We start from the raw sequence: 12,642 nt of genomic DNA, 5'->3' as shown, positions 1-12,642 counted from the left end.
GCACGCGTGCCGACCGGCGCCACACATCTACCGGAGGTATTGCATGTCTGACTCCACCGTGTCGGATCCGCTCGCCGAGCTGTCCGCAGCAGGCGTCTCGGTCTGGCTGGACGACCTGTCCCGTGAGCTGCTGGCCGGCGGTGAGCTGGAGAAGCTGATCGCGGACAAGCATGTCGTAGGGGTCACGACGAACCCCACGATCTTCGCCTCCGCGCTCTCCAAAGGGGACCGCTACAACGAGCAGCTGCGCCTGCTGGCCGGCAAGGGCGTGAGCGTCGACGACGCCGTCCTCGCCCTCACCACCGACGACGTACGGGCCGCCTGCCAGACGTTCGGCCCAGTGCACCTGCGCACCGGCGGGACCGACGGGCGGGTCTCCATCGAGGTCGACCCCCGCCTGGCACGGGACAGCGATGCCACGATCGACCAGGCACGGAAACTGTGGGAGACCGTCGACCGGCCGAACCTTCTGGTCAAGATCCCGGCCACCCGCGAGGGACTGGCCGCGATCACCGCCGTCGTCGCCCAGGGCATCAGCGTCAACGTCACGCTGATCTTCTCCCTGGACCGCTATCGCGCGGTGATGGACGCCTACCTGACCGGACTGGAGCAGGCCCGGGCCGCCGGCCACGACCTGGCGGACATCCACTCCGTCGCCTCGTTCTTCGTCTCCCGCGTCGACACCGAGGTCGACCGCCGCCTCGACGCCCTCGGCACCCCCGAGGCCCAGGCGCTCAAGGGCAGGGCCGCGATCGCCAACGCCCGGCTCGCCCACCAGGCCTATGCGGAGATGACCGCCGGGTCCCGCTGGCAGGCCCTCGCGGCGGCCGGCGCCCGCCCGCAGCGGCCTCTGTGGGCGTCCACCGGGGTCAAGAACCCGGCGTACCCCGACACGATGTACGTCAGCGAACTCGTCATCGCGGGCACCGTGAACACCATGCCCGGCAGCACGCTGACGGCGTTCGCCGACCACGGCACCGTGGCCGCCGGCACGCCGTCGGCGGATGACTACGCCGCCTCGACCGCCCACTTCGAGACGCTGCGGCGTACGGGCGTCGACTTCACGGACGTCACCGACACCCTCGAACGCGAAGGGCTCGGCAAGTTCGAGGACAGCTGGAGCGAGCTCACCGCCTCGGTGGACCGCGAGATGCGTGCCGTCTCCACCGACGAGCCGGGTTCCTCCCGACCGTCCCCGAAGAAGTCCGCGGGCGCCGACCTGCTGGCGATCTACCTCAACGACCACCTGTCCGGCGCCACCGCCGGCCTGGAACTCTTCCGACGGGCCGCACAGACGCAGAAGGGCCAGGAACACGGCACCACGCTCGCGGAACTCGCCCACGCGGTGGAGCAGGACCGTGACTCGCTGACGCAGATCATGACCGACCTGGGAGTGTCGACCGACCACGCGAAGGTGGCCCTCGGCTGGTTCGCCGAGAAGGCCGGCCGCATCAAGCCCAACGGCCATCTCTTCTCCCGCTCCCCGCTCAGCGACGTCCTGGAGCTGGAGTCCATGCTGCTGGGGGTCCAGGCCAAGTCGGCATGCTGGCGGGTCCTGCGGGCCCTGGCGGACTCCGACGAGCGACTCTTCGTCGAACACCTTGACGAACTTCTGGAGCGCGCCGAGCGTCAGGCCGCCACACTGGAACAGTTGCGTCTCACCGTGGCCGGACCCGTCTTCCGGTCCGCCCAGCCCTCCTCCGGGTGACGCACCCCAGGCTCCGGTCCGCCCAGCCCTCCTCCGCGTGACGCACCCCAGGCTCCGGGCCGTCCGGCGCGGGGGCGCCCTGCGCGCGGTCGGCCCGGCCTGCGCCCGCCTCGCATCTTCACGTCCGGGGGCAGTCGCCCCCGGTGAGTCCACGCATGGCAGCGTGCTGGAAGAGTCGCCCCCCTGTCGATCCCTTCGGCGTCGAGGCCGCCGCTCTCGCCGACCTGTTGAGCAATCAATCGAAGCTCGATGTTGCGCTCCTGGGAGAGCTGACGCACGACCACGCGGTGCGAGGCACTCCGGGGGCCGGAGACCACGCCCCTCCGCGGTGCCCGAACGGCTGGCCGCACGGCCGACGGCCCCTGCCCGGGCAGGGCGCACGATCGACCGACGGGACCCCAGCGGCTTCGACCATGACGGCACCGTCAGGAAAACCGGCTTAATGTGGAAACTCGGACGGCAGGTTCCTCTCTCGGAAAGGGACGACCCGCTATGACCGACACCGGAGAGCCCGAGGCCTCCCGTGGCATATTCACGGGAAACGCCTTCAGCAAGGACGCCAGCGCGACGCGTGACGACGACCGCGACCACGGTGCTCAGGGCCGGACCACCATCGCCGACGGTGTGGTCGAGAAGATCGCTGGAACGGCGGCCCGTGAAGTGATCGGCGTTCATGCCTTGGGCAGCGGGATCGCCCGGGCCTTCGGTTCCGCGCGGGAGCGCGTGCCCGGCGCGGCGAAGTCCGTCTCACGTGGGGTCAAGGTCGAAGTCGGCGAGACACAGACGGCCATCGATCTGGAGATCGTCGTCGACTACGGCGTCTCCATCCACGACGTGGCCGGCGCCGTGCGGGAGGACGTGATCTCCGCCGTCGAATGGATGACGGGTTTGGAGACCGTCGAGGTCGACATCGCGGTGAGCGACGTGAAGCTTCCCGACGAACCCGATGAGGACCAGGAGGAGGAGCCGTCGCCGCTGCGGTAGCCGGGCGCCGGCCGGCGACACATGCGGCGCGAGCGGCACAGGAAGGGCCCGGTCGCGGCGCGGGCGCTCCTATTGCAGCGCGTGGACCGCGGCCGAGAACAGCAGGGGCATCCGGGATGCCGCGGGGACGATGAGGCGGGCGGTGCCGGGACGGCGGCTCGCGGCCAGCAGGGCTCCGGTCAGCAGTCTGTGACGCCGGGTCAGTCGCACCCAGGCCCGCTCGTACGCGCCCGGTTGCCCGGCGGCCAGGCAGCGGACGGCGGCCCCGGCCGACGCCAGCGCGAGGGCGACGCCCTCACCGGTCAGCGCGTCCAGGTAACCCGCGGCGTCGCCGACGAGCAGGACACGGCCGTCGACTCTGCGCCGCACCCGCTGCAGCAACGGTCCGGCGCCGCGCACCTCCGTCGCGGCCGGCCCGTGCAGCGACGCCGTGAGAGCCGGAAAGCCGGCCAGGTGATCGTCGTAGCCGCGACGGCTGTCGCTGAGGACCGCCACGCCCACGAGGTCGTCGCCGACCGGGGTCACGTACGCCTCGCCGTGCCGCGACCAGTGGACCTCCACGAAGTCCGTCCACGGCTCGGCGCGGTAGTGCCGACGCAGCCCGTAACGGCCGCGGGGACGGCCCGGCAGTTCCAGCCCCAGGCTGCGGCGCACCGGGGAGTGCAGGCCGTCGGCGGCGATCAGCCAACGGGCCGTTATCCCGGCGGCGGTGACCGTGTCCGCACTCTGGTGAACCTCGCCGACCTTGCCGGGCAGGATGCGCACGCCGAGAGCGAGGGCGCGCCGGTGCAGTGCGGCGTGCAGCGCGGTACGGCGGATCCCCAGCCCGCCGAGGCCGCGGAAAGAGGCTTCGGCCCGGGCGGTGCCGTCCAGGTACCGGATGCCGCGCAGTTCGCGGCCGGTGACCTCGACGCCCAGCCCTCGCAGGGCGGCGACACCACCGGGCATGACACCTTCTCCGCAGGCCTTGTCCACCGGCGCTGTCCGTGGTTCGACCACGACGGCCTCCAGCCCGGCGAGCGCGGCGTGGATGGCGGCGGCCAGACCGGCCGGCCCGCCGCCGCCCACGAGTACGTCGATCACGCGGACGCGGGCGCGGCCGGGGACGGTGTGGTCGCGGCGGCCAGCGCGCGGTTCTCGCAGCGGATGCGCACGGTGAGCAGCGCGGCGTTGAGCACGGTGAACGCGGTCGCGGTGACCCAGGCGGTGTGCACCAGGGGCAGCGCCACGCCCTCGGCGACGACGGCCACGTAGTTCGGATGCCGCAGCCACCGGCGGCGGTAGGGGCCGCTCGTCACCAGCGGCAGGCCGGGGACGACGATCACCCGGGTGTTCCAGCGGGGTCCCAGGGTGTGGACGCACCACCACCGCAGTCCCTGGGCGGCCAGCAGCAGGGCCAGCATCGGCCAGGCCAGGGCGGGCAGAAAGGGGCGGCCGGCCAGCCATACCTCGGCCAGGCAGCCGCCCAGCAGACCGGTGTGGAGGGCGACCATCGCCGGATAGTGACCCTGCCCGGTCACCGTCGCACCGCGGGCGGTGCTCCAGCGCGCGTTGCGGCGGGCGACGACGAGTTCGGCGACACGCTCGGCGGCGACGGCGGCCACCAGTAGCCCGTACCAGATCATGTGTCCTGTGCCCTCCTGTCCTTTGGGTTCGACGGGTCGGGCCTACCAGCGCAACAGGACGAGTTCACAGGCGAAGCCGGGCCCCATCGCCAGCAGCACACCTGGCGTGCCCGGCGGCGGGCGGCGTTCGGCCAGGGTGTCGCGCAGTACGTGGAGCACCGAGGACGAGGACAGGTTGCCCACGTCCGCCAGGTGACGCCAGGTCACGTCGAGCGCGTCGTCGGGAAGATCGAGGGCCTCGGTGACGGCCTCCAGGACCTTGGGACCGCCGGGGTGGCACACCCAGGCGGTCACGTCCTTGGGCTTCAGACCGTGGTCGCCGAGGAATCCCTCGACGTCGTCGGCGAGGTATCGGCGCACCACATCGGGGACCCGCGGGTCGAGGACCACCTGGAAGCCGGAGTTCTTGATGTCCCACCCCATGACGCGCCCGGTGTCCGGATACAGGTGGCTGCGGGTGTCCACGATCGTGGGGCCGTCGGTCCCGGCCGGACGGTTCGCGCCGTGGGCGACGACAGCGGCGGCGCCGTCGCCGAACAGCCCGGTGGCGACCATGTTGGCCATGGAGGCGTCGTCGCGCTGGAAGGTGAGCGAGCACAGCTCGACCGAGAGCAGTACCGCCACGTCGTCGGGCCGGCCCTGCAGGTGGTCGTGGATGCGGGCCAGGCCCGCGGCGCCGCCGGCGCAGCCCAGACCGAACAGCGGAAGTCTCTTGACGTTCGGCCGCAGCCCGACGCGGCCGGCCAGCCGCGCGTCGATCGAGGGTGTGGCGATGCCGGTGACGGAGGTGAAGACCAGCAGGTCGACGTCGGCCGCGGACTGGCCGGCCAGGTGCAGCGCGTCTCGCAGGGCCTTGGCGCCCAGGTCGGTGGCGGCGGCGATGAAGACGTCGTTGGCGGCGCCGAACCCGTCGAGTTCGCCGTACCGTTCGAGCGGCAACGTCATGTGACGCGAGCGGACCTTCGCGCTGCGGTGCAACCGGTCGAGGACCCGGCGGTCGGTGCCCGTGGGCAGACAGGTGCGGGCCACCATGTCGGTGATCTCGGACTGGGTGCGACGGTGCGGTGCGAGGGCACCGTGAACGGCGGCGATCCGCGTCATTTGCTTCCCGTCCGGTTACCGACTGGGCTGGTCTGTTCTGCACGTGTTCCCCGGACCGGTGCTCCGCCACCACGGATCGCCCGTCCGGCCGTCCGGCCGTCCGGCCCCTGGCGCGTGCGCAAGCCGGACGAGATGACGGTCCGCCGCGCGGGCTCGTCGTGCGCCCGCGGATCAGGTCAGGTCCCCCCGCCGATCCTGCTCCAGGAAGCGGCGGCGCTTCCTGGCCACGGGTTTCCTGGCCACGGGTTTCCTGGCCACGGGTTTCCTGGCCACGGGTTTCCTGGCCACGGGTTTCCTGGCCGCGACTTCCTGACCACGCCGTACCGGGGCACCGTCCGCGGGCCACGGCAAGGACACTGAAGCAACGGGTCCGGGACCCCTACGATCGGGCGGATGGGCACTTACGAGGAGCCGACGGCCTGCCGCGCGGCCGCGAGTTGGACCGACCGGGCGGGTGGCCTGGCCCGGGCATGCCACCCCGGTCCCGTGGTGGCGGTGTCCGCCCTGACGGCCGCGCTGGCCGTGACCGCGGGTCAGGGTGCCGCGCGCTGCGTCCTGACCACCACCGCGGTGGTGACCGGGCAGTTGTCCATCGGCTGGTGCAACGACGCGTTCGACGCGCGCCGGGACATCGCCGCAGGGCGCCGGGGCAAACCTGTCGTCGACGGCACGGTGGGCGTGACGGGAGTGTGGGTGGCCGCGTATGCCGCGCTGGCGCTGTGCGTGCCGTTGTCGTTCGGCTGTGGCCTGCGGGCGGGCGTCGCGCACCTGGCCGGAGTGGCGGCCGCGTGGGCGTACGACCTGCGGCTCAAGGCGACGGTGTGGTCCTGGGTGCCGTACGCGGTGGGTTTCGCCGCGCTCCCCGCGTTCGTGACACTGGGGCTGCCGGGGCAGCCGTGGCCGGCCTGGTGGCTGGTCACCGCCGGGGCGCTGCTGGGGGTCGGTGCCCATCTGGGCGATGTGCTGCCGGACATCCGCGGAGACCTGGCGACGGGTGTACGGGGGTGGCCGCAGCGGCTGGGTCCGGACGGCGCGCGGCTGTTGCTGCCGGTGCCGCTGGTGGCGGCGTCCGCGGTTCTGGCGCTGGGACCCGCCGGACCGTCCGGCAGGTGGGGAGTGGCGGCCCTCGCGGTGGCGGGCCTGGTCGCGGTGGCGGGGACGGCGCTGGGGCGCCGTCGGGAGCGGGCGGCGTTCGCGGCCGCGGTGGCCGTGGCGGTGGTGGACGTGGCGTTGCTGCTTCTGCGCGGCACCGGGATCGCGTGAACGGGCACGCGCCCGCCATCACCCCGGACGCGGCCCTCTCACGCGGCGCAGGCCGGCACCACCCGCTTCGAACGGTGACCCGCACGGGTGGTGTCAGGGGGGATGGAGGGACCCCCCGCCCCGGCCTGTCGAGGAGCAGCCCGGCGTGCGGCCCAGGCCCGCGCCCCACACGCTGGGAGACATGGCCTCGTCCCAGCCCGTGATCGTGTATCCGCCCGGAGAAGACGGCGGTCGACGTGTCCGCGTGGGCGAGCAGTTTCTCGGCATGGCGTACGGGCTGCTGGACGTCGCGGACTTTCTGCGGCGAGCGGGCCTGGAGGAGGCCGACAAGCAGTTGGTCGCGACGTCCGGGTTGATCGAGTGGCGGGGCGGCGGCCCGGACATGTGGGAGCCCTGACCTGCCCTGCGCCCTCAGCCTCCGTTCACGTCACCCGGACTGTTCGCTCTCCGGTCCGCGCCGAGGTCTCCCAGGGACGGAGGCCGGTCAGGAGGAGGTCGACGAGACGGTGGAGCGCGGTGGTGGGGCGGAAGGAGGCGATGGCGGCGAGGCAGACGCGTACGTCGTCCACGGAGACGTCCGAGCGGACGACACCGGCGGCGCGGGCGCGGTCGACGAGTTGCCGCAGCGCTCGCGCCTGCTCCCGGCGATCGGCGGCGAAGGCGGTCGCCGCCGGGTGGGGCCCGAACAGGGCCTCGTTCAGCCCGCGGTCCCGCAGCCGGTGCTCCGCGAAGCCGCGGACGGTGCCGCTGAGCGCCTGCCAGGGGTCCGGCTCGTCGAGGGCGGCCCGCATGTCCGCACGGCACGTCGCCACGTGCTCGGCGAGTGCCGCCGTGACCAGGTCGGCGCGGGTCGGGAAGTGCCGGTGGACCGTGGCGACGCCCAGCCCGGCGCGGCGGGCGATCTCCCGCATCGGCAGGTCGAGTCCTTCGCCGGCGAACGCGGCGCGCGCGACCGCGACGATGTGCCGGCGGTTGTGCGCCGCGTCCGTCCGCGTTTTCCGAGTCACCATGGTTCCCGCACCTCTCACTTCGGACCTATCCGGAACACCCGCTCCACATCCATGTCTACCGTGAGGCGGCGCCCGGGAGGTCCGGGCCGGAGAGGTGATCATGCGCGCAGTGCAGTTCGACCGGTTCGGCCCCCCGGAGGTGCTCGGCGTCGGATCCGCGCCCGAGCCGCACGCGGGTGCGGGCGAGGTGCGGATCGCGGTCCGGGCCAGCGGGGTGTCGCCGGTCGACCTCGCGCTGCGGGCCGGCACCTCGCCCTCGCGTGACGGCCTCGGCCTGCCGCACATCCCCGGCGTGGACGCGGCCGGGGTGATCGACGAGGTCGGCGCGGGCGTCCGGGGCTTCGCGGCCGGCGACGAGGTGTTCGGCGCGGTCGACGTCGCCCGACTGGGCGGGGGGAGCGCGGAGTTCGCCGTGCTGGCGTTCTGGGCGGCGAAGCCGGCCGCCCTGCCCTGGGAGCAGGCGGGCGCCGCGGCGACGGGCGTCGAGACGGCGACCCGGTCACTTGACCTGCTCGGCGTGGGCGAGGAGCAGGACACGACACTCCTGATCGACGGTGCGGCGGGCGGCGTCGGGAGCATCGCCGTGCAGTTGGCGGCGGCGCGCGGGGCTCGCGTGATCGGGACCGGTCGCCCCGACAGCCACGACTTTCTCGCCGGGCTCGGCGCGATCCCGGTCGCCTATGGATCCGGCCTGGCCGAACGGGTCCGCGCGCTCGGCATCCCACGGATCGACCGCGCCCTCGACGTCGCCGGAGCCGGCTCGCTCGACGACCTCATCGCCCTCACCGGCGGCCCGGAGGCGGTGGTCACGCTCGCGGACTTCACAGGTCCGGGCCGCGGGGTACGCCTCTCGCTCGGTCGCTACGGCGGCCGGCCGGACGGGCGCCACGGGCTCGCGCTCGCCGCGAACCTCGCCGAGCGGGGGCGTTTCCGCGTACCTGTCCAGGCCGTCTTCCCCGCCCGCCGTGCGGCCGAGGCGCACGCTGCCGCGGCGACGGGCCCGCGCCGCGGCAAAACCGTCCTCGATCTCGCCGGCCTCACAGCCGACGCCTGACACCGACTCCGGAGCCGACGTCCGACACCGACTCCGGAGCCGCTGTCCGGCACCCGATGTCCGACACCGGACCGCTGCCAGGCACCCGACACCCGGCGTCCGACACCGGTCCCCGGGCAGACGTCCGACACCGCCCCCGCGGCCGGTGTCCGACACCGGTCGCCAGGCCGGCGTCCGACATCGATTCCCGGGCCGACGCTCGGCCCCGCGGACCAGCCGTCAGCCCAGGGCTCCCTCGGGGCATCAACGCACCGCCGTCGGAGGGCTCTTCCGCGGGGGGCGCCACGCCCCCCGTCGTCCGATTCGATCAAAAGGTTGCGAAGAGCCGGTTCTTTCTGAATCGAGGTTTCACCAAATGCCCCCTCAGAGTTCATCATTGACCGACAAGTTCTGCGGTGTGACTTCAAGACCCTTCTCCCGCAAGCCCACCCGAATCGCCGTAGCGATCGGTGCCACCGTCGCAGCCGTAGGCGCAGGCACGGTCGCGGCCCAGGCCGGTGGCTGGCTCTCGGCCCCGTCCCACGACTTCGGCACGGTCTCCGACTCCTTCTCCGGTCACGGCACGCTGACCGGCAACGTTCTGCGGAACGACAACGGCGCGACCGCGGTCGTGCGGCACACCGACCCGTCCAACGGCAAGGTGACGGTCAACGCGGACGGCACGTTCTCCTACATCCCGAAGTCCGGCTTCAAGGGCACGGACACCTTCACCTACACGGCCACCGACGCGGTTGAGCTGTTCAAGGACACTCAGGCGAACGGGACTCCCATCCCGTCGCTGGCGCAGGTCGCCGGTCCGGGCGGCACCACCACCAAGATCTCCGGTGAGGGCTTCGGCTCGTCGCTCACGCCGGTGCCGGGCAGGTCCGGCCACTTCTACGGCCTCACCGACCGCGGCCCCAACGCCGACGCCCCGGACGGCAACAAGTCCGAGATGGTGCTCGACTTCACGCCCGAGATCGGCGAGTTCAAGCTCGTCGACGGCAAGGCCCAGCTCATCAGGAAGGTCACCCTGAAGGGGCCGAAGAGCCTCGGCGGCGTGTCGTACAGCGGTCGCCCGCCGCACGACACGAGCGAGACGATCGACGACGTCGCCGCGACGAACGCCAACGGCGGTACCCCCACCCCCGTGGCCAGGGACCCCTACGGCTACGACTCCGAGGGCCTGGTGGCGCTGCCGGACGGCACGTTCTGGGTGTCGGACGAGTACGGCCCGTACATCACGCACTTCGACGCGCACGGCTACGAGTTGGGCCGGCTGACCCCGTACAGGAACAGCCCGGACAACGCGTACCACAAGATCCTCGGCTACCTGCCGGCCGAACTCGCCAACCGGTCGAAGAACAAGGGCATGGAGGGCCTGACGGTCACGCCGGACGGCTCGACCCTGGTGGGGGTCATGCAGGCCGCGTTGCAGCAGCCGGATCTCGGCAGCACCAAGGCCGGCAACGTCGCCGCCACGCGTATCGTCACGATCGACCTGCGCTCGTACAAGTCCAAGCAGTACCTGTACCTGCTGGACAACCCTGCTACCACGGGCGCGGCCAACAGCGAGATCACCGCGCTGTCCAGCACGAGGTTCCTGGTGGACGAACGCGACGGCAACTTCGAGCCGTTCGCCCAGAAGACCCTCTACGAGGTCGACATCAACGGCGCCACCGACGTCAGCGGCCTGACGATCGGCGGCAAGTCGCCCGAGGCCCTCGTCGGGACGGCCGGCACCAACGCCGCTCTCACCTCGCTCACCGGCGCCGGCGTCCACGTCGCGCAGAAGCAGCCGTACCTCAACGTCGGCACGCTGGTCAGCCAGCTCGACCCCAGCGGTGCGTTCTTCGGCCACGACAAGGTCGAGGGCGTGGCCACCGCGAACTCCGGCAAGACGCTGTACCTGTCCAACGACGACGACTTCGGCATCGACACCATCGCCGTCGACCCCGACGGGAAGTGGACGGTGCACCAGAAGGTGCTGCCGCCCACGGGGCAGGAGGACAACGGCGAGATCCTGAAGGTGGACACCACCAAGCTGCCGGCGGTCCTCAAGACCGTCACGGTGACGGTCCACGTGCGCTGACGCACTTCACGGCCGTCGGGCTCGTCCACTCCGGTGGACGAGCCCGTCCCATGACCTGGGATCGTCACCTCCTGGACACCGCGCGGGAGATGACGGTCCGGACCGCCGGATGCGCCTGTTCTCAGCCGTTGAAGCGGTCCGGGTCGGGGCCGGTCCGCTCGTCGCGGTTCAGCGCGGAGATCTCACCGATGTCGCCTTCGCCGAGCTCGAAGTCGAAGAGGTCGAGATTCTCCTCGATGCGCTTCCGGGTCACCGACTTGGGGAAGACGATGTCCCCGCGCTGGATGTGCCAGCGCAGGGTCACCTGGGCGGGCGACTTGCCCACCCGCTCCGCGATGCGCCTGATGGTCGGGTCGTCGAGCACCTTGCCCTGCGCGATGGGCGACCAGGCCTCGGTGGCGATGTCGTGTTCGGCGCCGAAGGCCCTGACGTCGTCCTGGGTGAGGTAGGGGTGGACCTCGATCTGGTTGACCGCGGGGACCACGTCGCTGGTTTCCAGGAGTCGACGCAGGTGGTGGGGCTGGAAGTTGGAGACCCCGATGGCCTTGGTGCGGCCGGACCGGTAGATCTCCTCCAGGGCCTTCCAGGTCTCAGCGAAGTCGCCCTTGCCGGGCAGCGGCCAGTGGATGAGGAAGAGGTCCAGGTAGTCGAGGCCCAGCTCCTCCATGGTGCGGTCGAACGCCTGTAGCGCGTCGTCGTGCGCGTGGGCGTCGTTGTCGAGCTTGCTGGTCACGAAGACGTCGGCACGGTCGAGACCGGAGTCGCGGACCGCTTGCCCGACCTCCTTCTCGTTGCCGTACATTTCCGCCGTGTCGATGTGCCGGTAGCCGGCTTCCAGCGCGGTCAGCGTCGTCTCCCGGGTCTCCTCCGGCGGGATCTGGAAGGTGCCGAAGCCGAGCTGGGGGATCCGCACTGCGTTGTTGAGGGTGATCGCGGGGACTGCAGTCACGATGACTCCTGATATCGCTGTTCTCACGGACCGAGCGGATGCACGTCCACGCTGCTCCCCTTCCACCTCCGCCGCAAAACATACGTATGGTCGACTTTGTACACGGGAGACACACGACGCATCGGGAAAGCCTTTCGACCCACCTCGACACGTTCTGAAGCGAGAGACCCATGACCGCGAAGACCGACGCGAAGACCGACACGAAGACCGACCGGAAGTCCGCCGCGAAGACGACCGGCGCGACGGACGAAGCGGTGGTGCGCGCGCTGTTGGACCGGCAGCGGCGCACCTACACGGCGCAGGCGGGCATCCGGCTGCGCAACACCCCGGCACCGCTCTATCAGACGCTCGTACTCGCCGTACTCCTCAGCGCCCGCATCAGGGCCGACACCGCGGTGGCAGCGGCCAAGGCACTGTTCGGCGCCGGAATGCGCACCCCGAAGTCGATGGCGGACGCGTCCTGGCAGCAGCGCGTCGACGCCCTCGGCGAGGGCGGTTACCGACGTTACGACGAGCGGACGTCCACCCTGCTCGGCAAGGGCGCCGAGCTGCTGCTCGAACGCTACGGCGGCGATCTGCGCCGGTTGCGCGAGGAACCCGATCCGAAGAAGGCCCTGATGGACACACCCGGGATCGGACCCACGGGGGCGGACATCTTCCTGCGCGCCGTGCAGGGCGTGTGGCCGGAGTTCGCGCCGTACATCGACGCCAAGGCCCTGGAGGGCGCCCGACGGCTCGGGCTGCCGGCCTCCCCCGGGAAACTGGGCCGCCTCGCCGGGAGCCGCGAGATGCCCCGGCTCGCGGACGGCCTGGTCCACGCGGCCCTCGACAGCCCGCTGGCCGACGAGGTGCTCGTCGCCGCCGAGGGAGCCTGAAG

At 71.9% G+C, this 12,642-nt stretch carries 12 protein-coding genes; 7 read left to right on the top strand and 5 right to left on the bottom strand.

Translation table 11 applies throughout. The features are described from left to right. Positions 1-43 precede the first annotated feature (43 nt). Both tal and OG199_RS41800 read left to right on the top strand, forming a co-directional pair. Entirely contained in the window at positions 44-1,708 is a 1,665-nt protein-coding gene (gene tal / locus OG199_RS41805; RefSeq protein ID WP_405834145.1) for a transaldolase, read from the top strand. Positions 1,709-2,200: 492 nt separating this feature from the next. Beyond that, positions 2,201-2,692 (top strand): Asp23/Gls24 family envelope stress response protein, encoded by a 492-nt coding sequence (locus tag OG199_RS41800; RefSeq protein WP_405834143.1) that lies wholly within the window; start codon positions 2,201-2,203, stop codon positions 2,690-2,692. 69 nt (positions 2,693-2,761) lie between these two features. Here OG199_RS41800 and OG199_RS41795 read toward each other — a convergent pair whose 3' ends face one another. The 3 genes from OG199_RS41795 to OG199_RS41785 are packed head-to-tail and all read right to left on the bottom strand — an operon-like array spanning position 2,762 to position 5,418. Next, positions 2,762-3,775, bottom strand: a complete 1,014-nt coding sequence (locus OG199_RS41795) for an NAD(P)/FAD-dependent oxidoreductase (RefSeq protein ID WP_405834141.1) — start codon at positions 3,773-3,775, stop codon at positions 2,762-2,764. Beyond that, positions 3,772-4,317: an isoprenylcysteine carboxyl methyltransferase family protein gene (locus OG199_RS41790; protein WP_401803215.1), complete on the bottom strand. Its 546-nt coding sequence runs from the start codon at positions 4,315-4,317 to the stop codon at positions 3,772-3,774. The genes OG199_RS41795 and OG199_RS41790 overlap by 4 nt, the downstream gene beginning before the upstream one ends. A gap of 42 nt (positions 4,318-4,359) precedes the next feature. Further along, a complete protein-coding gene (locus tag OG199_RS41785; RefSeq protein ID WP_356807287.1) occupies positions 4,360-5,418 on the bottom strand; it encodes a 3-oxoacyl-[acyl-carrier-protein] synthase III C-terminal domain-containing protein in 1,059 nt (352 codons plus the stop codon). Between the two features lie 393 nt (positions 5,419-5,811). Here OG199_RS41785 and OG199_RS41780 point away from each other — a divergent pair, with 393 nt between their 5' ends. Together OG199_RS41780 and OG199_RS41775 are read left to right on the top strand one after the other, a co-directional pair. After that, positions 5,812-6,681 (top strand): UbiA family prenyltransferase, encoded by an 870-nt coding sequence (locus tag OG199_RS41780; protein ID WP_405834139.1) that lies wholly within the window; start codon positions 5,812-5,814, stop codon positions 6,679-6,681. A 181-nt stretch (positions 6,682-6,862) separates the two neighbouring features. After that, positions 6,863-7,078, top strand: coding sequence for a hypothetical protein (locus OG199_RS41775; protein ID WP_356807285.1), 216 nt, complete (start codon positions 6,863-6,865; stop codon positions 7,076-7,078). A 25-nt stretch (positions 7,079-7,103) separates the two neighbouring features. Here the strand turns inward: OG199_RS41775 and OG199_RS41770 are convergent, their stop codons facing one another. Continuing rightward, positions 7,104-7,691 (bottom strand): TetR/AcrR family transcriptional regulator, encoded by a 588-nt coding sequence (locus OG199_RS41770; protein ID WP_405834137.1) that lies wholly within the window; start codon positions 7,689-7,691, stop codon positions 7,104-7,106. A gap of 100 nt (positions 7,692-7,791) precedes the next feature. Between OG199_RS41770 and OG199_RS41765 the strand changes: the two genes are divergently transcribed. Both OG199_RS41765 and OG199_RS41760 read left to right on the top strand, forming a co-directional pair. Next, positions 7,792-8,745 (top strand): NADP-dependent oxidoreductase, encoded by a 954-nt coding sequence (locus OG199_RS41765; RefSeq protein WP_405834135.1) that lies wholly within the window; start codon positions 7,792-7,794, stop codon positions 8,743-8,745. A gap of 397 nt (positions 8,746-9,142) precedes the next feature. Beyond that, positions 9,143-10,816, top strand: coding sequence for an esterase-like activity of phytase family protein (locus OG199_RS41760; protein ID WP_405834133.1), 1,674 nt, complete (start codon positions 9,143-9,145; stop codon positions 10,814-10,816). A 121-nt stretch (positions 10,817-10,937) separates the two neighbouring features. Here the strand turns inward: OG199_RS41760 and OG199_RS41755 are convergent, their stop codons facing one another. Next, positions 10,938-11,765 carry an aldo/keto reductase gene (locus OG199_RS41755; protein ID WP_356807279.1) on the bottom strand — a complete coding sequence of 276 codons (828 nt, stop codon included), beginning with the start codon at positions 11,763-11,765 and terminating at the stop codon, positions 10,938-10,940. A 170-nt stretch (positions 11,766-11,935) separates the two neighbouring features. On the opposite strand from OG199_RS41755, the gene OG199_RS41750 reads away from it, so the two are divergent. Then, entirely contained in the window at positions 11,936-12,640 is a 705-nt protein-coding gene (locus tag OG199_RS41750) for an endonuclease (protein WP_401803229.1), read from the top strand. The last annotated feature ends 2 nt before the right edge of the window (positions 12,641-12,642 follow it).

It is taken from the genome of Streptomyces sp. NBC_01176, from assembly GCF_045039825.1.
Taxonomy (GTDB): domain Bacteria; phylum Actinomycetota; class Actinomycetes; order Streptomycetales; family Streptomycetaceae; genus Streptomyces.
Note: the sequence above shows the minus strand (reverse complement) of the source record. Positions and strands in the feature narration are given on the sequence as shown.